The sequence below is a fragment of the Psychromonas sp. genome, assembly GCF_041586535.1.
In the GTDB taxonomy this organism is placed as follows: domain Bacteria; phylum Pseudomonadota; class Gammaproteobacteria; order Enterobacterales; family Psychromonadaceae; genus Psychromonas.
Genome location: NZ_JBFGZY010000058.1, coordinates 1 through 22,059, shown reverse-complemented (window position 1 = coordinate 22,059; position 22,059 = coordinate 1). Strand labels below are relative to the sequence as shown.

Annotated in this window: 19 protein-coding genes and 3 tRNA genes; 12 read left to right on the top strand and 10 right to left on the bottom strand. The window is 43.5% G+C overall.

Annotation, left to right across the window (positions count from 1 at the left end):
• The 6 genes from ABZA00_RS08295 to murB all read right to left on the bottom strand — a co-directional run.
• Window positions 1-386 (bottom strand): PAS domain-containing protein (locus tag ABZA00_RS08295; protein WP_372881690.1); only part of this gene is annotated, 386 nt, incomplete at its 3' end.
• 283 nt (window positions 387-669) lie between these two features.
• Window positions 670-744: transfer RNA gene (locus ABZA00_RS08290), tRNA-Gly, on the bottom strand.
• Between the two features lie 32 nt (window positions 745-776).
• A tRNA-Tyr gene (locus ABZA00_RS08285) sits at window positions 777-860 on the bottom strand.
• 10 nt (window positions 861-870) lie between these two features.
• Window positions 871-946: transfer RNA gene (locus ABZA00_RS08280), tRNA-Thr, on the bottom strand.
• A 274-nt stretch (window positions 947-1,220) separates the two neighbouring features.
• Window positions 1,221-2,189 carry a bifunctional biotin--[acetyl-CoA-carboxylase] ligase/biotin operon repressor BirA gene (birA, locus tag ABZA00_RS08275; RefSeq protein WP_372881689.1) on the bottom strand — a complete coding sequence of 323 codons (969 nt, stop codon included), beginning with the start codon at window positions 2,187-2,189 and terminating at the stop codon, window positions 1,221-1,223.
• Window positions 2,173-3,240, bottom strand: coding sequence for a UDP-N-acetylmuramate dehydrogenase (gene murB / locus ABZA00_RS08270; RefSeq protein ID WP_372881688.1), 1,068 nt, complete (start codon window positions 3,238-3,240; stop codon window positions 2,173-2,175). The genes birA and murB overlap by 17 nt, the downstream gene beginning before the upstream one ends.
• Window positions 3,241-3,358: 118 nt before the next feature.
• On the opposite strand from murB, the gene ABZA00_RS08265 reads away from it, so the two are divergent.
• Entirely contained in the window at window positions 3,359-3,796 is a 438-nt protein-coding gene (locus ABZA00_RS08265) for a hypothetical protein (protein WP_372881687.1), read from the top strand.
• A 2-nt stretch (window positions 3,797-3,798) separates the two neighbouring features.
• Here ABZA00_RS08265 and msrB read toward each other — a convergent pair whose 3' ends face one another.
• Entirely contained in the window at window positions 3,799-4,245 is a 447-nt protein-coding gene (gene msrB / locus ABZA00_RS08260) for a peptide-methionine (R)-S-oxide reductase MsrB (protein ID WP_372881686.1), read from the bottom strand.
• A gap of 333 nt (window positions 4,246-4,578) precedes the next feature.
• Between msrB and leuA the strand changes: the two genes are divergently transcribed.
• The 3 genes from leuA (at window position 4,579) to cobO (ending at window position 8,218) form a co-directional block, all read left to right on the top strand.
• Window positions 4,579-6,138 carry a 2-isopropylmalate synthase gene (gene leuA / locus ABZA00_RS08255; RefSeq protein WP_372881685.1) on the top strand — a complete coding sequence of 520 codons (1,560 nt, stop codon included), beginning with the start codon at window positions 4,579-4,581 and terminating at the stop codon, window positions 6,136-6,138.
• 327 nt (window positions 6,139-6,465) lie between these two features.
• Window positions 6,466-7,098 carry an MBL fold metallo-hydrolase gene (locus tag ABZA00_RS08250; RefSeq protein WP_372881684.1) on the top strand — a complete coding sequence of 211 codons (633 nt, stop codon included), beginning with the start codon at window positions 6,466-6,468 and terminating at the stop codon, window positions 7,096-7,098.
• 526 nt (window positions 7,099-7,624) lie between these two features.
• Window positions 7,625-8,218 carry a cob(I)yrinic acid a,c-diamide adenosyltransferase gene (gene cobO / locus ABZA00_RS08245; RefSeq protein ID WP_372881683.1) on the top strand — a complete coding sequence of 198 codons (594 nt, stop codon included), beginning with the start codon at window positions 7,625-7,627 and terminating at the stop codon, window positions 8,216-8,218.
• Between the two features lie 81 nt (window positions 8,219-8,299).
• Here cobO and prlC read toward each other — a convergent pair whose 3' ends face one another.
• Both prlC and yihA read right to left on the bottom strand, forming a co-directional pair.
• Complete coding sequence (gene prlC / locus ABZA00_RS08240; protein WP_372881682.1) at window positions 8,300-10,357, bottom strand: oligopeptidase A; 2,058 nt, start codon at window positions 10,355-10,357, stop codon at window positions 8,300-8,302.
• A gap of 224 nt (window positions 10,358-10,581) precedes the next feature.
• Complete coding sequence (yihA, locus tag ABZA00_RS08235) at window positions 10,582-11,247, bottom strand: ribosome biogenesis GTP-binding protein YihA/YsxC (RefSeq protein WP_372881681.1); 666 nt, start codon at window positions 11,245-11,247, stop codon at window positions 10,582-10,584.
• 254 nt (window positions 11,248-11,501) lie between these two features.
• Between yihA and ABZA00_RS08230 the strand changes: the two genes are divergently transcribed.
• The 8 genes from ABZA00_RS08230 (at window position 11,502) to ABZA00_RS08195 (ending at window position 20,022) form a co-directional block, all read left to right on the top strand.
• The gene (locus ABZA00_RS08230) at window positions 11,502-12,104 is read left to right on the top strand and encodes a cytochrome c (RefSeq protein ID WP_372881680.1); all 603 of its coding nucleotides are present in this window, start codon (window positions 11,502-11,504) and stop codon (window positions 12,102-12,104) included.
• Window positions 12,105-12,313: 209 nt separating this feature from the next.
• A complete protein-coding gene (gene yihI / locus ABZA00_RS08225; protein WP_372881679.1) occupies window positions 12,314-12,880 on the top strand; it encodes a Der GTPase-activating protein YihI in 567 nt (188 codons plus the stop codon).
• Window positions 12,881-12,892: 12 nt separating this feature from the next.
• Window positions 12,893-13,372 carry a DUF2489 domain-containing protein gene (locus ABZA00_RS08220; protein ID WP_372881678.1) on the top strand — a complete coding sequence of 160 codons (480 nt, stop codon included), beginning with the start codon at window positions 12,893-12,895 and terminating at the stop codon, window positions 13,370-13,372.
• A gap of 15 nt (window positions 13,373-13,387) precedes the next feature.
• Window positions 13,388-14,755, top strand: coding sequence for an oxygen-independent coproporphyrinogen III oxidase (hemN, locus tag ABZA00_RS08215; RefSeq protein ID WP_372881677.1), 1,368 nt, complete (start codon window positions 13,388-13,390; stop codon window positions 14,753-14,755).
• Between the two features lies 1 nt (window position 14,756).
• Window positions 14,757-15,869, top strand: a complete 1,113-nt coding sequence (locus ABZA00_RS08210; protein ID WP_372881676.1) for an anhydro-N-acetylmuramic acid kinase — start codon at window positions 14,757-14,759, stop codon at window positions 15,867-15,869.
• A 432-nt stretch (window positions 15,870-16,301) separates the two neighbouring features.
• Entirely contained in the window at window positions 16,302-17,162 is an 861-nt protein-coding gene (nfo, locus tag ABZA00_RS08205; protein WP_372881675.1) for a deoxyribonuclease IV, read from the top strand.
• Window positions 17,163-17,452: 290 nt separating this feature from the next.
• A complete protein-coding gene (locus ABZA00_RS08200; RefSeq protein ID WP_372881674.1) occupies window positions 17,453-19,600 on the top strand; it encodes a bifunctional (p)ppGpp synthetase/guanosine-3',5'-bis(diphosphate) 3'-pyrophosphohydrolase in 2,148 nt (715 codons plus the stop codon).
• On the top strand, window positions 19,597-20,022 hold the full coding sequence (locus ABZA00_RS08195; RefSeq protein WP_372881673.1) for an META domain-containing protein: 426 nt from the start codon (window positions 19,597-19,599) through the stop codon (window positions 20,020-20,022). The genes ABZA00_RS08200 and ABZA00_RS08195 overlap by 4 nt, the downstream gene beginning before the upstream one ends.
• A 9-nt stretch (window positions 20,023-20,031) precedes the next feature.
• On the opposite strand, the gene ABZA00_RS08190 is transcribed toward ABZA00_RS08195, so the two are convergent.
• The gene (locus tag ABZA00_RS08190) at window positions 20,032-21,696 is read right to left on the bottom strand and encodes an ATP-dependent endonuclease (RefSeq protein WP_372881672.1); all 1,665 of its coding nucleotides are present in this window, start codon (window positions 21,694-21,696) and stop codon (window positions 20,032-20,034) included.
• Window positions 21,697-22,059: the final 363 nt, after the last annotated feature.

The window sequence follows — 22,059 nt, the reverse complement described above, 5'->3', positions numbered from 1 at the left end:
TCCTCATGAGCACCAATCATTCTGGCGACCTTACCCTGATCATCATATTCTACTATTCGTCCTTTATCCCTTATCCACAAATATGAACCATCAGCTTTCTTACAACGATATTCAACACTGTAAGCGTCTGATTTTCCTGTTGTGTATAACTCAAAATGTCTCATGACCCTGGGATAATCATGCGGATGAATAACATTTTCCCAGGTAAACACATCTTCTTGAAATATACCAACGTCATAGCCAAGCATTCTATACCATCCGGGGCTTCGTCCAACATGTCCTGTTTTCGCACTCCAGTCCCAGACACCTTCATTAATAATATCCAGGATGTTATTAAGCGTATTATTTGCCTGTTCACAATTGCTGAGCTGGTAGGTTTTATACATAACTAATCACTCACTAAGTCCATATAGCCACAATTAGAGTTAGTAACAGACGCACTCCGTCGTTTAAGAAATCTTTTTATAACACAAAGAATTATTTATAAACATAGAGTTGCATCTGTTTCGATGATGTTTGACGGAAAAATAGCGGATAGAGCTTTATATTTCTATCAAGAAAAATAATGCCGATCTGGCTGCGGATAAGAACAGGAATTTATTTTCGGGAAGCTAAAACGCAAAAATCAACCATATAGGTTGATTTTCGAGTTCTTCTAAGAAGAAATGTTGGAGCGGGCAGCGGGAATCGAACCCGCATTATCAGCTTGGAAGGCTGGAGTAATAGCCATTATACGATGCCCGCATCATTTGCAATGCGACATTACAAATAGAATATGGTGGAGGGGGACGGATTCGAACCATCGAAGCTTTCGCGGCAGATTTACAATCTGCTCCCTTTGGCCGCTCGGGAACCCCTCCTAGACTTAAATGGTGCCGACTACCGGAATCGAACTGGTGACCTACTGATTACAAGTCAGTTGCTCTACCGACTGAGCTAAGTCGGCGCCGTCTAAGTGGTGCGAATAATAGAGAAGTTAGACTAACCTTGCAACCCCTAATTAGAAAATAATTCGCATTTATTTGCTGTTTGCTTAAAAACAAATCAACAGCAGCTATTTTTGTCTATTAATCAAGCAAGCAAAGTAGAATGCGTCCCAGATGCCGTAGACGTGTAGCACATTAAAGGCCATCCACTATATCCCCATGAGACTTCAAGATGCAAAGTCAACAAGGCAAATTGTGCGGAGATCTCCAGCATAACAGCTTAATTCTACAACGTTACTTTGCCAGACGTAATGAAATTTCCCCGCCGACAAACTCTTTAATTTGCCCGGCTATCTCGAGCAGTAATGCACCCTGCTCATTAATCCCGCGACAGATACCTGTAGTGACTTTATCCGCGATCAGTAAGTTGACCTGTTTATCGAGAAAACAATCCAGCTCAAACCAGCGCGGCAGATACGGAGCTAATCCATTTTTTTCATAATCAGGCAAAAGCGACTGCAGTTCGGTTATCAATGTTGCACTTAACAGGTTACGATCTACATCACCGGCAGTTAATGAGTGCAGATCAATCCAGGGCTGATCGATTAATTTAGCCTGTTCTGCGGGCATTTTGACATTGATGCCGATACCGATCACGCAGTGACAGGCGGCGGTTGCCTGCGCATTTAACTCAATTAATATACCCGCTAATTTTTTGCCCTGATAATAAAGATCATTTGGCCACTTTAATGAAACACCTTGTATGCCAATTTTTTCAAGGGCATTAACCGTGGCGATACCGACCAGTAAACTCAGTCCGGATACTTTGTCAATGCCGGAATCAAAGCGCCAGTAAAATGAGAAATACAGATGTGAAGCAAAGGGGGAAATCCAGGTACGCCCACGCCTTCCCCTGCCGGCTAATTGATACTCCGCGATACAAGTTTGTCCGTTTACCAAATCGGGAATTTTATCCAGCAGGATCTGATTTGTTGATTCAACAATCTGTTCCACCTGAATATTTTTATCTCCGCAGAGCTGCCGAATTTTATCCTTATCCAGCAATTCAATTTTCGAAGCACTGCAATACCCGCGTCCGGGAACCTTGTAAATATCCAGACCAATTCCCTGCAATCCTTTTATATAGTTATTTACTGAAGTGCGTGAAACACCCAGCAGTTGACCAATTTTTTCACCGGAATGAAACTCGCCGTCAGCAAGTAATCTTAACAGCGCATTACCCTGCTCATTTAGTTCTGACATTATTTATCACCTCAGTTAAGTTGGTCTCCCCGATGCTCCCTATAAAACGTACTTCGTGCTCCAAGGTAACATTAAACTTTTCCTGCACCTTGCTGCGCACCAGATTTGCTAACTGTAATACATCTTTGGCAGAGGCATTATTTTGATTAATTAATACCAGCGCCTGGTTCTGATGAACAGCCGCCCCGCCAACCTTAACCCCCTTCAGTTGGGCATGGTCGATTAACCACCCGGCGGCTAATTTAACCTGGCCATCCGCCTGCGGATAATGCGGCATGTGCGGATATAAGCTCAATAACTGTGCCGCGGATTGTGCTGTCACCAGCGGATTTTTAAAGAAACTGCCGGCATTGCCTATTTGTTCCGGATCGGGGAGTTTTTCACTGCGAATCTGGCAGACGGACTCAAAAATCTGTTTTGCACTCAGGGGTTGCTGATCGCATGCCAGGTTTTGCAGTTGGCCATATTGATTATGCACCTGCCACTCTTTATTTAATTTCAGGGTAACTTTGGTGATCAGGGCGTCACCCATCTCCGCCTTTTTAAAAATACTGTCACGATAAGCGAATAAGCACTCTTCCGCGCTCAGGCAAAACAGCTTTCCCGAATTCAAATCAAGATATTCAACCGATTCGCAAAAATCTTTAAATTCAGTGCCGTAGGCACCGATATTCTGTACTGGTGCGGCGCCGACAACGCCGGGAATCAAGGCCAGGTTTTCCAGTCCGTTAATGCCTTTCTCGATAGTATCGGCCACCAGCTGATGCCAGTTTTCACCCGCCGCAACTTCCAGGAGATAATGATGTTCAGCTTCCATTATCTTTACACCGGACAAATCGACTTTGATCACCAAACCGGAGAAATCTTCACAGAATAATATATTGCTGCCGCCACCTAAAATAAGGACAGGTTTATACGCCGCGCGGGTTGCTTTCACCAGCGCTAACAATTCAGTAACTTGGTCGATATTCGAAAAATGAAATAATGTTTGAGCTTTCGCTTCGATAGAAAAAGTATTAAAAGCCTTGAGAGAGCAGTTGGTTTCGATCATTATTATCCCTGTATGCGAGGTATAAAACAGTTAACTATGCAGTTTACCTTATACCATCACGCATAACTATCCGATCAATATTGCTGGTTAAAATTAATGGAAATAATAAAGAGGTACGATGCTTGCTGAAGATACCCGGTTTGTAGCACTGGATAAACTGTCCTACCCGCTGGTTAACCAATTTTATAAACAGGTTTATAAAAAAGGGATGGCCAGCAAAGATGAATCTGTTTTTGTTATAAAAGGCAAAAGTATTCTTTGTAGCGCCAAGTTAAAATCCGTGGACGGGCACCTGCTATTAACCGGCGTGGCTAGCGCGACGCAGATCCGTGGTTTGGGTTATGCATCGTATTTAATAAAAAAAATAGTAGCGCAACAAAGCTTACCGGTTTATTGCTTTCCCTATCAGCATCTCGAGACGTTTTATTTGCAGCTCGGATTTGTACCTGTAGCGGCGGAAGCTGTACCCGAGGTGATTAATAAACTGTTTGCGGGTTATAACCGGAAACAGGCATTATTATTAATGTGCCACCCAACGCCCTCACAAAACTGTTAACTTTATTTATCAAAAAGATAAAGTAAAGATTGATAGCCCTGTGCGGCCATATCCTCAAGTGCGACAAAACGCAGTGCTGCAGAATTGATGCAGTAGCGTAAACCATCGGGTGCCGGGCCATCATCAAAAACATGGCCTAAATGTGAATCCGCAACCGGGCTACGCACTTCTGTCCGTGTAGCAAACAGTTTCCTGTCGATTTTTTCCACAAGCTCTGTTTGTGTCAGGGGCCGAGTAAAGCTCGGCCAGCCGCAATGCGCATCAAATTTATCTAATGAGCTGAACAGCGGCTCTCCTGAGACGATATCAACATAAATACCGGCCGCTTGATTATCCCAATAAGTATTATTAAAAGCAGGTTCAGTTGCTTCTTCCTGGGTAACGCGATATTGAAGCTCACTCAATTGTTCACGTAAGCTTTGCTCATCCGGTTTTTTATAATCAGACATTTTTCTACCTTTACTGGTTTGGGAGCGAATATTTATCTTATGCTTTTCCCTGCATAAATAAAACCCTGCATGATATTTGTAAACTTATTGTTAAGAACAGCTTGACGGATATAATAAAAAAAGGTATTTATTAAATCACTAACAGTCATAAACTAATTATTTGAGATTAACTGATGCGATTTTTTTGTTCTCTCCTGCTGCCTTTACTCCTTATGCAAGATGCGTACGGGTGGCGGTTATCTGAATAAAATCAGTTAAAAAAGCCAAGAACCCGTGCCATGCACGGGTTTTTTTATACCTAAATTACCTGAAATACCAACAGAGGGACTCCTTATGTCAGATCAAGTTATTATTTTCGATACAACATTACGCGATGGTGAACAAGCGTTAAGCGCAAGCCTTACGGTAAAAGAAAAACTACAGATCGCATTTGCCCTTGAACGTTTAGGTGTTGACGTGATGGAGGTAGGCTTCCCTATCTCATCACCGGGTGATTTTGAGTCTGTAAAAACCATTGCCGGTGAAATTAAAAACAGCCGGGTTTGTGCATTGTCCCGGGCCTTAGAAAAAGATATTGATGCTGCCGGGCAGGCATTAAAAGTGGCTGATGCTTTCCGTATTCATACCTTTATTTCCACTTCAACAATCCATGTTGAAAGCAAATTAAAACGCTCCTTTGATGCCGTATTAGAGATGGGAATCAAGGCCGTAAAACATGCGCGTAAATACACCGATGATGTTGAGTTTTCCTGTGAAGATGCCGGCCGTACGCCAATTGATAATTTATGTCGTATGGTTGAAGAGGCGATTAAAGCCGGTGCCACTACGATTAATATTCCGGATACAGTCGGTTATACCTACCCGAGTGAGTTTGGCGGAATTATCAAAACCCTGTTTAATCGTGTACCGAATATTGATCAGGCGATTATCTCTGTACATTGTCATGATGATTTGGGTATGTCTGTCGCCAACTCGATCACTGCTGTTGAGAATGGCGCACGTCAGATTGAATGTACCATGAACGGTATTGGCGAACGTGCGGGTAACTGTTCACTTGAAGAAGTGGCAATGATTTTACATACCCGTAAAGCGAAAATGGGCTTTTCCACTAATATCAACCCGGTTGAAATCTCACGTACCAGTCAGCTGGTCAGCCAGCTTTGCAATATGCCAATCCAGGCAAACAAAGCAATTGTGGGGGCCAATGCCTTTTCACATTCATCGGGCATTCACCAGGATGGTGTGCTTAAATCCCAAAATACCTATGAAATTATCACCCCGGAAAGTGTCGGCATTTTGACCAACAAGTTAAACTTAACTTCCCGCTCAGGACGCCATGTTATCCAGCATCGTATGCAGGAGTTAGGCTACCGTGACACTGATTACGACCTGGAGCAGTTGTATGCCAGCTTTTTAGAACTGGCCGATAAAAAAGGCCAGGTATTTGATTATGATTTAGAAGCATTAATGTTCTTTAATAAAGTCAATACAGATCCGCAGTACTATAAAATGGAAAGTATCAATGTACAGTCAGGCTCCGGTCTTGTTGCCACGGCAACGATTGTGATGAGAATTGGTGATAAGAAAAAAGTGGTCGAGGCGGCAACGGGTAATGGACCCATTGATGCGGCATACCAGTGCTTATTGCGTATCTCGGGTTTGGACATCAGCATGGATGACTACCACATCAACGCTAAAGGTGAAGGTAAAGATGCACTGGGTCAGGTGGATATTGTTGCTACCTATAAAGGTCAGAGATTTCACGGTTTAGGTTTATCAACGGATATTATAGAATCATCGGCCAAAGCGATGGTCCACGTAATGAACCATATCCACCTGGCAAAAGCTGTTGCCAAAGAGAAAAAACAACGTCTTCACACTGAACAAGTTTAAACTATAATATACCCATGTTACTTCAAAATGCTTTGTCAGGCACGAGATCAGAGCAAGACGCAACATGAGGTAATGGTTATTCCCTTTTCGATTGGTGCAACGCAGCGCTGGTTTTCGAGCTAGCGCCCCATAGGGCAAGGTAAATTGTACCAATCTGCGTTGTTATAAAATCTCTATGTAGAATAACTATACTTCAATTTTATGCCTAGCATCTCAGCACAATTTGCCTTGCTGACTTTGCATCTTGAAGTATCATGGGTATAAATAGTGAATCGTTAATTTAAGGCAACCCATCGGTTGCCTGTTTTTTATATGAGAAATAACAGCATGAAAATCATCGTGATACCCGTTACCCCCTATGAGCAGAACTGCAGCCTGATTATTTGTGAAGAGACCAAAACAGCTGCGATCGTCGATCCGGGCGGCGATCCGCAGCGCATTTTAAATGTGGTCGAAAAGCAAGGCGTTAAGGTTGATAAAATAATATTAACCCATGGCCATTTAGACCATGTCGGCGGCACCCAGGCTGTTGCAGACAAGTTACATGTACCGGTAATCGGGCCGGAAAAAGAAGATCTGTTCTGGTTAGAGCAGTTAGAGGCGCAAAGTCAGCGTTTTGGTTTTCCAACCACGGAAAGTTTCTCCCCTACCCGCTGGCTGGAAGAGGGTGAAGTGATCGAAGTTGGCAAGATCAAGCTTAAAGTGCTGCATATCCCGGGACATACACCCGGCCACATCGCCCTCTATGATCAGCAAAGCAAACAGATCATTGTCGGCGATATCTTGTTTAACGGCGGCATCGGCCGTTATGACTTCCCGCGCAGTAACGGCCAGTTGCTGATCAGCGGCATTAAAGAAAAATTATTAACCCTGCCTCCGGAAACAACGGTTTACCCCGGACACGGACCGACAACAACCATTGGCAAAGAGAAAATCAGCAACCCTTTTTTACGCCTGTAAACGCTAACTTTTGAGGGGCAGGGGAAATGAAACAACCATTTCTATTTACCGCCCCTTATCACTTTGTCCATCTGCTCAGGTGTGCAAAGAGGAAACTTTCTCCCTAAAAACCTCCGTCGCCTGATCGCCTCCATCCACCCTATTGATGGCTATCTTTTGCCATTAGTTTATTAAATTTTCTTGAACTTTAATGATAGTGATAATCATCCATGACCATGTTAAGCTAAAACCCATGTGGTATTTTTATCATTATTTTTTAAGAAGTATCAATGAGTTCAGATAGTAAATCAGGCTGGTGGCACACTCCCCGACAGGAACTCTCTTCAGGATTTACTGCCACAATCTATTCGCTTAGCCCGCACCCGATTTCGGGCCGGTTTTCCGGTGGGGATGGGGTTTTATTTATGCGCGACCTGAGCATCAGGTGGTGCGGCCGGCATGATGAGGCATATATTTAGGCGCCAGTTGTCAAGCAAAGCCCCCCGTATAAGCGGGTTTTATATTTATAAAATGGAAACGATATATTATGACAGATCAAAAACACTTAAAGAGAATGAAAGCAATTAAAGAAAAACAAGATCAGAAAATAGCGGCAGCAGACCAGGAGCGTGGCGTATCCATTTTACTGGCTGGCCCGGGTAAAGGGAAAAGCAGCTCCGCTTTTGGCATGTTGGCGCGCTCTTTAGGCCATGGCCATAAGGTAGCCGTGGTACAGTTTTTAAAAGGTGCAATGTCTACCGGTGAAGAAAAGTTTTTTAGCCAGCAGAAAAATGTTGAGTGGCATGCAATGGGTGACGGTTTTACCTGGGAAACTCAAAATAGAGAGCAGGATATTGCCAGTGCAAAAAAAGCCTGGGCTAAAGCGGAGGCGTTATTGGCCGATGACAGCTATCAACTGGTCATTCTTGATGAAATCACCTATATGTTCAAATTTAACTATTTAGATATCCAGCCTACCCTGGATGCGCTTAAAAACCGCCCGGAAAAAATGAATGTCATTTTAACCGGGCGCGGCCCCAAGCAGGAGTTGATTGATGCGGTTGATACCTACAGCCTTATTCTCGATGAAAAGCATGCCTTCAAAGCAGGCGTAAAAGCACAAGCCGGTATTGAATGGTAAACCCGGGTAAGTGACGAGCTGCGGGTAGCGGGTAACAGCTCCTTACTCGCAGCTCATAGCTCGCAGCCCGTAACTCTCTGTTTATTCCTGATTGATCCCCGAATGGCGTAATAAAGCATCGATATTCGGTTCACGCCCCATAAACTTTTTAAACAGTTCCATCGGCTCTTCACTGCCGCCTTTTTCTAAAATTGCCTGCAAAAACCCACGGCCGGTATCCTCGTCAAAAATGCCGAACTCTTCAAAGCGCGAAAAAGCATCTGCGGATAAGACTTCTGCCCACTTATAACTGTAATAACCCGCTGCATAACCGCCGGCAAAGATATGGCTGAAGCTATGCTGAAAACGGTTAAATGAAGGCGGTGTAATAACGGCAACTTTATCACGGATATCAGCCAGTACTTTTTCCACCTGCGATCCCTGCTCGGGCAGGTATTGATGATGCAATACAAAATCAAACAATGAAAACTCTATCTGACGCAGCATCATCAGGGCGCTGTTATAATTTTTAGCGGCAAGCATTTTTTCCAGCAGCTCCGCAGGCAGGGTTTCACCGGTCTCTACATGGCCGGAAATCAATGCCAATGCCTGTGGTTCCCAGCACCAGTTTTCCAGAAACTGACTAGGCAGCTCAACGGCATCCCAGGGAACGCCGTTAATGCCGGAGACCGAAGAAGACTCGACTTTGGTGAGCATATGGTGAATGCCGTGGCCAAACTCATGGAACAGGGTGATCACTTCATTATGGGTAAACAAAGCCTGTTGTGAACCGACAGGTTTGGTGAAATTACAGGTCAGATACGCAACCGGCAGTTGTAGCTCACCATTTACCAGGCGACGGCGTACACGGCAATCATTCATCCATGCCCCGCCGCGTTTGTGGGCGCGCGCATAAAGATCTAAATAAAAGCTGCCCAGATGCGTTTGTTGCTGATCATAAATTTCGAAAAAGCGTACATCTTTATGCCAGGTATCCACACCGGAAACTTCTTTGATTGTTAATCCGAACAGGCGCTGCACCACTGCAAACAAACCGCTTACTACTTTATTCTCAGGAAAATAGGGACGCAGCTGCTCATCTGAAATAGCGTATTTCTGCTGTTTTAACAGCTCCGCATAGTAGCTTAAATCCCAGGATTCTAACTGTTCAATTCCGTCTAATTTTTTGGCAAAGGCTAATACCTGATCACGCTCCTGGATCGCCTGCGGGTAAGATTTGTCGGCAAGCTCGGTCAGAAAATCAATCACTTGCTGCGGATTTTCAGCCATTTTAGTCGCTAAACTGTATTCAGCGTAACTGTCGAAATCTAATAATGACGCCAGTTCATGACGCAGTTTCAGCAGTTTTTCGATAATCTGCGAATTATCAAACTCCCCGGCATTCGGTCCCTGATCCGAGGCACGCGTTGCGAAAGCCGAATAGACCTCCTGACGCAAAGCGCGATTTTTGGCATAGGTCATCACCGGCAGATAACTCGGAAAATCCAGAGTCAGCAGGTAGCCCGTTTGCTCTTTTTCCTCTGCAGCCTGCTTGGCTGCAGCTAACGCACTTTCCGGTAAACCTTCTAATTCGTTAATATCAGTGATCAGTTTGCTCCAGGCTGATGTGGCATCCAACACGTTATTGCTGAATTGCGACTGTAACTGCGCGAGTTCCTGAGAGATCTCTCCATAACGTTGTTTTTTATCTGCTGGTAGAGCAATACCGGATAGTTTAAAATCACGCAGGGCATTGTTAATAACCTTCTGCTGCTCCCCTTTTAGTTGCTCGAACTCATCACTTTCTGCAATGCTCAGATAAGCCTGATAGAGCCCCTGATGCTGGCCGACAAAGGTGCCATACTCGGCGAATAAACCTAAACACGCATCATGCGCCTGACGCAGCGCCTCATTGCTGACTACGGCATTCATGTGTGAAACCGGCGACCATAACTTACCAAGATGATCGTCAGCCTCATCTAAAACATTAACAAAATTATCCCAGGTGAAATGGCTTAAGGTTTTTAATTTCTCTTCGATCAGTTTTTTATTATCGCTAATTGCCTGCGTCACTGCAGGTACTATCTGTTCCGGGGTTATTTGACTAAACAGCGGCAAACCATCTGTTTGCTCGATACTTGGTATTTCAGAATTATTCATAGCAGTCATCTCAAAAAAAGTGAGGAAAAAGGAATAGCGCTCATTTAAAAAGATATAGGGGCATTTTTTGCAGATTCAAGCCAAGCAGAGTTAATCTTTACGTTTTCTGCCTGCAGTTCTGTTTTTATGAAAAGCAATTAGGTAGAAAAACCTGAAGAATTAGTTTATAAAATGAAAAAACCTCCGCAGAGGAGGTTTAACCGGGAGCAAAGCAAACAGATAATCTATTCACTCTCGATTTGCAGCTCTTGAGGCTGCGTTGCTAATATTGGCTCCTGACCATACCAGGCAGTTATTTTACGTTCCAGGATCTCAACGCCGATACCTTTCAGTGAGGAAAACAGTTCCACCTCGACATCACCTTCAAAGTTTTTCGCTTCTGCACGCATTTTCAGCAGTGTCGTTTTACGCGCACCCTGTTTTAATTTATCGGCTTTGGTTAATAACGCCAGTACCGGAATATCCGCATCAATGGCCCAATAAATTAACTGCTGATCAAGCTCTTTAAAGGGCTGGCGAATATCCATTAAGACCACTAAACCTTTTAAGGATTCGCGCTGTTGTAAATATTCCCCCAATGACTTCTGCCATTTTAATTTCATTGCCAATGGCACTTTAGCAAAACCATATCCCGGCAAATCAATTAAGCGTTTACCCTCTTCTATTTCAAAAACATTTATCAACTGGGTACGACCTGGTGTTTTACTGGTACGCGCTAAACTTTTTTGACGCGTCAGGCGGTTCAGCGCACTGGATTTACCGGCATTTGAACGCCCGGCAAACGCAATTTCAATACCGCTTTCCGGTGGCAAGTGCTTATCCAGATGACGAATATCCGGTGCACTAATTAAAAAATGTGCTTTTTGAAAATGTATTTTTTGAAATTCCAAGGTATGCCTCGTTATGCCATGTAGCAAAATTGTTACTTTTATTAAACTTGTGTAAACTATTGTTTGGGCTCATTGTAGCATGCTTGAACATATACCCAAACCATTTGCAAAGGCAGGAAACAGTTAATCAACCAAGCTGATTTTTTACGTAGAGGGTTAATCGAGTCTATTGTTTTTTTACAGTATCCCCCAAAGCAGCACTGACTTTGCAAATGGTTTTGGTCAATACATACTTTTAATAAAAATGGATAGTTATGAATAAATTATTAATAGCATTAGTTGCTGCACTGAGCTTTTCCGGCTTGGTACAGGCACAAGGAAATATTGAAGCAGGTAAGGCAAAATCTGTGACATGTGCGGCCTGTCATGGTGCCGATGGCAATAGCCCGTCAGACTTATACCCGAAATTGGCTGGTCAGCATGCAACTTATCTTATAAAACAGCTGCAGGAATTTAAAAGCGGGGAAAGAGCAGATCCGATCATGATGGGCATGGCCGCGGTTCTTTCTGAGCAGGATATGCAGGATCTTGCAGCTTTTTACGCAAGTAATGCAGCTACACCTGAAACCGCTGCGCCGGAAATCGCAGCGGCGGGTCAAAAACTTTATATGGGTGGTTCTGGCGATGATAAAATGACCGCATGCAGCGCTTGTCACGGGCCGCGCGGTAATGGATTGGAACTTGCTAAATTCCCGAAAATTTCCAGCCAATATCCTGCTTACATTAAGACCCAACTGATTAACTTCCGCAGCAAAGCACGGGCCAATGATCCTAACGGTATGATGTCTGATGTGGCGGCTAAATTAAGTGACGCAGAGATTGAACTGCTTTCTAAATACATTGCGGCATTACATTAGCAACAAACTATGCTCAGGCGTTGTTATCGCTTTATCAGCGTTGGCACGCCTTTTATCTGTGCTTTTGAAAGACATTAATATCTGTTATTCTGCCCTCCTATTAACTTCCAATTTAAACACTTAAAATAGTGTCTTCGTGCTGTTTCATTTTGATAATAAAATTATGCGCAAACAGCACTTATAAAATATAACTGTAAAGGTAAATTGTCATGTCACGTATTAAGAAAAGTCGCACCGCAGGCAATTCAGATGCAAAATTTAATGGTCAACGCAAAGAATCATCTGAACAAGCACAAGCGGCGCGTGAAAATAAACGTAAATCTAAATTAAAAGGTAATAAAGCAGGCGCACGTAATGCGATTGTGTCAAAACAAACACAGCAGAAAAATGCCAAGCAGGCTGTTAATGATAAACGTATCGGCAGTCAAAAAGCCGTGCCGTTAGTCGCCGCTCAGGAATTACCTGTTGAAGTGGCAAAAGTTGCAAAAGTGACTGCTCAGCCAAAGGTCAAAGTGGTCAAAAAACCGGAGCCGGTAAAGCTCTCTCCTGAAAAAGAACTCGCTGCGATTGAAAATGATGAGCGCCTTAATGAGTTGCTGGAACGACTTGATAGTGAGGAGAGTCTTTCACAAACGGATCAAGCCTGGGTGGATCAGCAGATGTCACGCCACCAGCAACTGATGAAAGAGCTTGGCTGGTTGGACGAAGACGGTGAAGAAGATCTTCTCCAGCAGTTCGAGGACGCAAGCTCAGCTTTGAATGAATTTAAATACTAACGGATAGTTACTATGCAACTCGATATTTTATTAGCCGTACTTGCGGTTGTGATCATTATCGGTTTAGCTTTTTACGCGGGTATGTTGATTAAAAAAATCAATGTGCAGAAAGCTTATAACCGCAAAACTGCAGCTCAGCAGGAAGCACAACAGGCACTGAAGAAACAGCAGCGTAATGATAAAATCTGTGAAAGCATTCGTTTAATTGCGCGGGCTACCGCGCAAAAACAATGTAATGTTTCAGAAGCCGCGATTCGTTTGACTGTCTTATTAGAAACGTTATTGCTTAAAGAGCCTATTGATATTGTTAAAAACTATCCGGCACTATCTGAGCTGTTTGATAAAGTAAAAGAGATGCCGACCCATGAGCAACGCCAAAAGACTCCGGTTAAAGAGATCAAAATACTGGATATGAAACGCAAAATATTTGAATCACAACTGGAAGACAAAATCATTGAAGAGATGTCAAAACTGACAAATTTTGCAGTGTAAAAATAGAGGCAATAGATGGAAAAGCTTATTTGGGATCAGGCATTAATTGAAAAATATAATTACAGCGGGCCAAGATATACCTCCTACCCTACCGCATTAGAGTTCGATGAAAGCTTTACTTATCAGGAGTCTATTGCGGCGAGTGAAGTTTACCCTTCCCGCCCGCTATCGTTATATATTCATATCCCATTCTGCCATAAGCTCTGTTATTTTTGCGGATGCAACAAAATTATTACCCGGCATCAGGAAAAAGCGGATATCTATCTGGATGCTCTAGAAAAAGAGATCAGGCAGCAGGCCCCCTACTTTAAAAACCGTCGGGTCAGCCAGCTACACTGGGGCGGCGGAACACCGACATTTTTGCTACCCGCACAGATTACCCGTTTAATGACCACCCTGCGAAAACACTTTCACTTCAACCCTGATGCGGAGTTAAGTATTGAAGTCGATCCCCGGGAAATTGAATTAACCACCATAGATCACCTCGCTAAAGAAGGCTTTAACCGCCTTAGTCTTGGCGTACAGGACTTTAACAAAGCGGTACAAAAAGCGGTCAACCGCGAACAGGATGAGTCCTTTATTATCGCGCTGTTAAAGCGGGCCAAAGCGCAGGGATTCCAGTCAACTAATCTGGATATGATTTACGGTTTACCCCTGCAGAGCAAACAAAGTTTTGCGCATACTCTGGAAAAAATAGTCGAGCTTGATCCGGCGCGTTTATCTATTTTCAATTACGCCCATATGCCGGCCCTCTTTGCAGCACAACGCAAGATCAATGAAGATGAGATGCCCAAACCTGCTGAAAAGCTGGAAATTCTGCAGCATACCATTGAGTTTTTAAGCAACTCGGGTTATCAGTTTATAGGCATGGATCATTTTGCAAAACCAACAGATGAACTGGCTATTGCACAGCACAAAGGTATTTTACATCGTAACTTTCAGGGTTATACCACCCAGGAAGATGCTGACTTGTTGGGGCTGGGTGTTTCCGCGATCAGTCAAATCGGACATAGTTATTCGCAAAATCAGAAAAAACTCTCTGTTTATTACCAGCAGATTGAAGAATCAGGTCATGCGCAATGGCGCGGTGTTGCGCTTAATAAAGATGATTTGATCCGCAGGGAAGTAATTAAAAAGATGATTTGTAATTTTAAGCTGGATTTTAAGCAGATAGAGAAAGATTTCGATCTGAAATTTAGCGATTATTTCGCTGAAGACATTAAATTATTGCAGTGTTTTATTGATGACAATCTGGTTGAAGTGGGTACAGAGAGCATCACAGTATTGCCCAAAGGACGTCTATTAATACGTAATATCTGTATGTGTTTTGATATCTATTTACGCAATAAAGCGCGTCAGCAGCAGTTTTCCCGGGTTATCTAAAGTGCAGATAGGAAACTATTATATCGGTATCATGTCCGGTACCAGTCTGGATGCGATTGATGTGGTGATAGCCCGGCGCACCGCGACGGCGTTCAAACAGATCGCGGGCACAGCAGTCCCTTTAACCCCAAATTTGCGTCAGAAACTGTTAACTATCTGCCGGGATAAACAGGTGGATTTGCAGACACTCGGTGAAGTCGATTTTCAATTTGCCGATGCCTGCGCAAAAGTGGTGAATCAACTGCTTGCAAATAACCAGCTTGATGCCACGCAAATCTGCGCAATCGGCAGTCATGGCCAGACAGTTTTTCATTCTCCGGACGGAGCCTTTCCCTTTACCCAGCAGATCGGCGATGCCAATTTAATTGCCGCTAAAACAGGAATCACCTGTGTGGCCGACTTCAGGCGGATGGATATGGCTTATGGTGGTCAGGGTGCCCCGCTAGTGCCTGCTTTTCACCAGGCATTATTTTCCCGGCAGGGGGAAAACAGAGTTATCCTTAATATTGGCGGCATTGCCAATATTACTGTACTGCAATCGAATCACAAACTAACAGGTTATGATACCGGACCGGGCAATACCCTGCTCGATGCCTGGTGTGAAAAGATCAACGGGGAGAGTTATGATAAGGACGGGCAGTTCGCCTCGCAGGGGGAGATTTTACCGCAACTGCTGAGTTTATTACTCGCGGATAACTATTTCTCCCAACGCCCCCCTAAAAGCACCGGCCGGGAAAAGTTTAACTTAACCTGGTTAACACAGCACCTGCAGCAACTCCCTCTGGCAGCCAGTCATAATGCCGATATTCAACGCACTTTATTAGAGTTCAGCGCCATCACCATCACTGAGCAGATAAAATTACATAACCATGCCTGTGCTGTGTTTGTGTGTGGAGGTGGCGCTCTGAATCCACTATTAATGCAGCGTTTACAAGCTTTAATGCCGGACCATCAGGTAATGGACACTAATGCTTTAGAGATTGATCCTATGTTTGTTGAAGCCGTCGCCTTTGCCTGGTTGGCTGAACAACGTTTATCAGGCAACAGGATCCCGCTTAAAGCAGTAACGGGAGCACGCAGGGATGCGCTGTTAGGTTGTATCTATCAGCCATAGTGTTCAGTACAAAATAAAACATAGATTACGCTACATCACCTTTGTGAATGCAGCATCAAGGCTTGATTCCCGGCGTTACGTTATATACCCATGATACTTCAAGATGCAAAGTCAGCAAGGTCAATTGTGCCGAGATGCCAGACATAAAATTGAAGTCTAGTTATTCTACAGAGAGATTTTATAACAAAGCAGATTGGTGCAATTTCCCCTGCCCTACGGGGCGCTAGCTCGAAAACCAGTGCTGCGTTGCACCAATCGAAAAGGGAGTAACCATTACCTCATGTTGCGCCTTGCTCTGAGTTCCAAGCTCGTGCCTGACAAAGCATTTTGAAGTAACATGGGTATAGTTTAAAAAAAACGAACAGCAGAGCAGACTAAAAATCGCTCGGGCAAGGCCCCTTTATTTAATACTAAACTTGCGGATACTCTTTTATGAAATATATCGGCGCACATGTAAGTGCTTCCGGCGGCGTATTTAATGCCCCTAAAAATGCCCACAATATCGGCGCGACAGCATTTGCTTTATTTACAAAAAATCAACGCCGCTGGCAGGCTGCTCCGCTCGATGCACGGACTATCCAAAAATTTAAAACAGCTTGTGCACGCTATAATTTTCTCCCGGAGTTTATACTGCCTCACGATTCATACTTAATTAATCTCGGTCATCCTCAGCAGGAGGCGCTGGACAAATCCAGAAACGCATTTTTAGATGAAATGCAGCGCTGTGAACAATTAGGCCTTACCCTGCTTAATTTTCATCCCGGCAGCCACCTCAAGGGGATAAGTGAGGATGATTGTCTGCAGCGTATTGCCGAATCAATTAACTGGGCGCTGCAGCAGAGCAGCTCGGTGAAAGCCGTTATTGAAAATACAGCGGGCCAGGGGACCAACTTAGGTTATCGCTTTGAACATTTAGCCAGGATCATCGAACTTATTGACGATAAAACCCGGGTTGGCGTGTGCATTGATACCTGCCACACCTTTGTATCCGGTTATGATCTGCGCACTACCGAAGCTTGTCAGCAAACCTTTGCGAGCTTTGCAGAAATTGTCGGTTTTGAATTTTTAAGCGCGATGCATATTAATGACAGTAAAGTGCCATTGGGCAGCAGAGTGGATCGCCATGCCTCATTAGGGGCTGGCGAAATTGGCTGGGACTGTTTTAAATATATTATGCAGGACAAGCGTTTTGACAATATTCCATTAGTACTGGAGACAACGGATCCGGACATTTGGCCGGAGGAGATACTACAACTAAAGCAATGGGCACAAGGCATAAATTTGCAGGTTTAGTCATTCTAAATCAATAATTCATAACGCCGAAGGGGGTTACCTCTCATATTGTCCTGCGCGAGGGGGACTGAATCTGCACCTTCAAGTAAATTGGCTATATTATTTATATAAAATGATAAAAAGTTAGATTGTATCACTTGCAAACTGTTTGTATTATTACAATAATAAATTGTGATTTAGACCTCAAAAAACAGTTTTTTTGTGCTGTTTTGTCCTCTATATTATGGTTCAATATATCTAACTTTTGAGCAACTATGATTGCCCATACAGTGATTTACCCAAGGAGCAAAATGCCTATATTTCAGTCGCTTAAAGAAATCACTGAATCTTACCTCTCCCCTGAGCAATGTGAGTTCATCAGACGTGCCTATCGCTTTGCTTACCTTGCACATGAAGGTATTAAACGTGCCAGTGGCGAACCTTACATCACCCACCCGGTTGCTGTAGCTGAAATTCTTGCCGAGATGAAACTTGATCATGAAGCCATAGCGGCAGCTTTATTGCACGATGTTCTCGAAGATACCGATAAAACCTATGAGGAGATTGCCAAAGATTTTAATTCCAGTGTCGCAGAACTGGTTGAGGGAGTCACAAAGTTAGATAAGGTCAATTTTAAAAGTCACAAAGAAGCTCAGGCGGAAAATATCCGCAAGATGCTGATCGCAATGTCCAAGGATTTTCGGGTAATGTTAATCAAACTTGCGGATCGTGTCCATAACATGCGCACCTTAGGCTCACTGCGCCAGGATAAACGCCGCCGCATCGCCCAGGAAACGTTTGAAATATTTGCGCCGATAGCTGATCGGTTAGGCCTTCACCATCTTAAAAACGAGCTGGAGCATTTAGCCTTTAAAGCTCAAAATGCAGCGCGTTATACTGTCTTAAAAGAGGCAATCACCAAAGCACGCAGAAATCGTAAAGATTTTATTCAAAATATCTGTGATGAGATTTCCGAAAAACTGCAGACCCTGCCGATTGAAGCCAAAGTGATTGGTCGAGAAAAACATCTCTACAGTTTATATACCAAGATGCGCCAGAAAGGCTGCCAGTTCCATGATGTAATGGATGTTTATGCTTTCCGTATTATTGTTAAAGATCTCGATAGTTGTTATCGGGTCTTAGGTCAAATACACCACCTTTATCAACCTAAATTAGGCCACTTTAAAGATTATATTGCCATTCCCAAAGCCAACAGCTACCAGTCAATACACACGACTCTGCTGACCCATCACGGGGTTAATATCGAGGTACAGATACGTACTGAAGATATGGATGCGGTCGCTAAGTATGGTATAGCTGCGCATTGGAGTTACAAAGATGGCAGCAACAATAAGAAAATGACCGCACAGTTACAAACCCGTAACTGGTTCCAGGGGCTGTCGGATCAGGAAGATTATAAAACCAACTCGGTTTTACTGCTGGAAAACATCAAGCAGGAGTTGGGTGACAATGAAATACATGTTTTAACACCACAAGGGAAAATCATTGTCTTACCCGCACAGGCAACACCTGTTGATTTTGCCTATGCACTGCATACTAAAATAGGACACAGATGTATCGGTGCCAAAGTCGACAAAGAATTTTCATTACTGAGTAATAAATTAGAAAGCGGCCAGACCATTGAGATAATTACATCGGATAAGGAGCAGCCTTGTGGCGACTGGTTAAATTTTGTTGCCACCCATAAAGCCCGTCTCAATATTCGCCAGCATCTGAAACAACTGCCCAGAGAATTTACCATCCCGGAGGGCAGACGTTTATTAAAACAGGCTCTGGGTAAAACCAATTTAACCGATATCGCCCAGGAGAATATCGACAAAGTACTTGCCGACCATCATCTTAGCGATTTTAATTCGTTATTGAATGAGATAGGCAGTGGCAAATTGATGAGCATAATTGTCGCCCGCCGTTTACGTGGAAATGCCGCTGAATTAACCGAATCTGAGCTTAAACAGCAAAACCGCCGCAGTGCAATTAAAGGCACTGAAGATATGATGGTTTCTTATGCGAAATGCTGCAAACCCCTTCCCGGTGACGCTATTGTTGCACATACAAGCCCCGGCAGAGGCTTGGTTGTCCATACCAAACAGTGCCATAATGTCGCTGGTTTTGAAGGCGAGTTAGACAAGTATATTCCTGTCGAATGGGATATGAGCTTTATGAACCAGTTTGAATATTCGACCGACCTGGTTATCACTATGGTTAACCACAAAGCGGGGCTTGCACAGTTATTCAATGTTATTGCCAAATGCAATGCCAATGTTGTAGATATAAGGACGACCGAACTACCTGAACATATCTACTTGATAAATTTGACATTAGTGGTTATTAATCGAATTCATTTATCTAAGGTTATGCGCCAGATTAAAAAGCTGGGCAGTGTTAAAAGTGTTAAACGCAGCAGTCAAAAAGAGAAATCAAAGAGGAACTCACGATGAATATTTGTAAACCGATATTACTGCTGTTAACGTCTTTATCGCTATTCGCCTGCAGCGCAGAAACACTCAGCGGCATGGAGTCACAACCTATCGCCTTAGCACAAATTCAAAAACAATGGCACTTAATAGGAATTGACGGGCAGACCATCTCCCCCGGAATCAACTCAACCTTTCAAGTTGATAAACAGTCCCGGGTGGCAGGAAAACTTGCCTGCAATAATTTTTTTGGCACATTGATATTACAGGATAACAGACTGAAGGTTGATCCCATGGGCAGCACGCGCATGATGTGCCCAAAGCCAATGAATGAAATTGAAATGGTTATTTCCAGTGTGTTCAATGACTGGTCTGATATTCAGTTGACCGCCAATAAACTAATTCTGTCAGGTAAAAAACATACTCTCACATATAAAGCGAATTAGCTTATGCGCTTAACCGGATTGGGTTCGAGCCAATCCCACCAGGCGGGAAAACAGACGTTTCAGCAATGGTGGAATTGAATCCGCTCCGCGTTCTTCAACAGCACTGGCAATCGCCAAACCTAATCCGGGTTTCGAATATCGATGTACCGCTTTATCTATGATTTTATTGGTCGCCAGGCGTGCTAAATCTTTTTCCTCATAATTGGCCGCCTTAAGATATACATCAGAGAAACCATTTTCAAAAAACAGATGCTCAATATCCAATGCGGGTAAAACCGTCAGGCGGTTAACTGCGGCATCCTTTGCCGAACACATCTCGCTAACCCGTTCGGCATATTTTTGCCCGGCCGGATCACCATCAGTTAAAACATGCCATTCAATATGCAGATCCTGCGCAAGCTTAATCAATGGCGCCACACCACATTGTGCGAACTCAATAAGCTGCACCCCTTCGACAACCAGATGATAACCGCATAGACGCGATAGTTCCGTCAACAGCCAGGTTTCCGTCTCCCCCTCAACCAGTAACCATGAACGGGCAAAAAGACTCTGTGGTCTGGTCATCCGCACATGAAAAGCAATTCGCCGCAAATCATTCTGAGAAAAGTGATCCCGGTTTAATGCATAACTATGGGTTACGTTGGCGCCCCGCACTAAACGCTGAATACAACTTAATGGCAGGAATGATAATAGCTGGCTGGAATTGGTACTGACCAATTTCTGCATCGGCAGCAATGAAAAAAAACTCCAGGTAATCGCCAGATTAACCGGATGAAGACTATTTTCCGGCTCCTCCAGTAATAAAATAGGCGAGGCACCGCGGCGTAATAAGTGCTCACCGCGGACCTCTAAAAACTCGCCAAGTACCAGCAATAGCATAGCGCGGTCGCTTTTGCGGCCGGTTTTTAACAGATCATTAAAATGTGTCAGTGCCTGAAAAGAGAAAGGATGCTGTTCATGATCATCATCGCGATGAAAATCAAAGCGACCATAATGTTTCAATAAATAATGATCAAACAGGTAGACTAACGCCTGATACCCCTGCTTCATTTCCGATTCGGACAACTGCTGCGAGGAGTTATTTAAGCGCTTAAAAATACGTTTTATTTTTGCTTCGCAGGCCACTCTCTTAGTGCAGGTCTCCTCATCTTGCTTATCTTCTTCAGCAAGCATAATAGACAGATCGCTGCCCATGCGCAATGCAGGCACAAAAGAGATAAACTCGCTGATCAGATTAGCCTCGTTCTCTTTTTCAAACAGTTTTTTTTTGCCGTGATTATCTAGGAAATAACGCTGGGTTATAATATTACCTGAGTCTGTTAGCGCTCCGTCTACCTGATAATGAATGTACCTGATTCCCTCTTTAGTCGGATTCCAGGCAGCAGTGATGCTCTTATACTGGCGCTGTAGCGACTCATCTTGCTCCTGCTCTTTAAAGGTAAAAACAAGATGGATGCGTTTATTACTGCTAATTTCCGGAATCGGAGGTTGGTGAAAATCATCGTAGGTAAATTTATACGCTTTTTTAGTCCCGGATAAAAACAGTGACAATGCATCAAAAAGGCTCGATTTACCCCAGCTGTTTTCACCAAGCAAAGCACTCAGCTTGTTAACATTAATGGATAAACGATTAATTCCCCGAAACCCGACCACCTCTATCCGATCTAGCAGCATAATACGTCCTTTAAAAGAATCCCTACTTTAAAAGTATCAGAACTCTCCCATAAGGCAAATCAGCACAAAAAATTGCATAGAAAAAAATTAATAAAAACAAGGCGTTTGATTTACCAATAGCCGACTATCGGGATTGACAATAAGAAAATTATCGTTAGTTTTCTCTACTAAGATTGAACAGATAACGACACCTCAAGCTACCTGAAGATGCAGATTCAGAGGTTATACCAATTCCGATAATTAGATGATCTATTTAGGCGTAGAAAAAATGGATGAAAGCAAGGCATTGATTGCAGTAACTAGTTGTTCTAATTACAAAATCAATAACAAAGACTAAAACGTAGTTTTATGTCTAGCTAGCAT

Bases quoted from the DNA above. Each gene is read 5' to 3' on its own strand.
- ABZA00_RS08250 (WP_372881684.1), top strand. From the start codon at position 6,466: ATGAAAATCATCGTGATACCCGTTACCCCCTATGAGCAGAACTGCAGC.
- msrB (WP_372881686.1), bottom strand. From the start codon at position 4,245: ATGTCTGATTATAAAAAACCGGATGAGCAAAGCTTACGTGAACAATTG.
- ABZA00_RS08200 (WP_372881674.1), top strand. From the start codon at position 17,453: ATGCCTATATTTCAGTCGCTTAAAGAAATCACTGAATCTTACCTCTCC.
- ABZA00_RS08230 (WP_372881680.1), top strand. From the start codon at position 11,502: ATGAATAAATTATTAATAGCATTAGTTGCTGCACTGAGCTTTTCCGGC.
- prlC (WP_372881682.1), bottom strand. From the start codon at position 10,357: ATGAATAATTCTGAAATACCAAGTATCGAGCAAACAGATGGTTTGCCG.
- murB (WP_372881688.1), bottom strand. From the start codon at position 3,240: ATGATCGAAACCAACTGCTCTCTCAAGGCTTTTAATACTTTTTCTATC.
- ABZA00_RS08265 (WP_372881687.1), top strand. From the start codon at position 3,359: ATGCTTGCTGAAGATACCCGGTTTGTAGCACTGGATAAACTGTCCTAC.
- ABZA00_RS08195 (WP_372881673.1), top strand. From the start codon at position 19,597: ATGAATATTTGTAAACCGATATTACTGCTGTTAACGTCTTTATCGCTA.
- ABZA00_RS08190 (WP_372881672.1), bottom strand. From the start codon at position 21,696: ATGCTGCTAGATCGGATAGAGGTGGTCGGGTTTCGGGGAATTAATCGT.
- yihI (WP_372881679.1), top strand. From the start codon at position 12,314: ATGTCACGTATTAAGAAAAGTCGCACCGCAGGCAATTCAGATGCAAAA.
- hemN (WP_372881677.1), top strand. From the start codon at position 13,388: ATGGAAAAGCTTATTTGGGATCAGGCATTAATTGAAAAATATAATTAC.
- nfo (WP_372881675.1), top strand. From the start codon at position 16,302: ATGAAATATATCGGCGCACATGTAAGTGCTTCCGGCGGCGTATTTAAT.
- leuA (WP_372881685.1), top strand. From the start codon at position 4,579: ATGTCAGATCAAGTTATTATTTTCGATACAACATTACGCGATGGTGAA.
- birA (WP_372881689.1), bottom strand. From the start codon at position 2,189: ATGTCAGAACTAAATGAGCAGGGTAATGCGCTGTTAAGATTACTTGCT.
- cobO (WP_372881683.1), top strand. From the start codon at position 7,625: ATGACAGATCAAAAACACTTAAAGAGAATGAAAGCAATTAAAGAAAAA.
- ABZA00_RS08220 (WP_372881678.1), top strand. From the start codon at position 12,893: ATGCAACTCGATATTTTATTAGCCGTACTTGCGGTTGTGATCATTATC.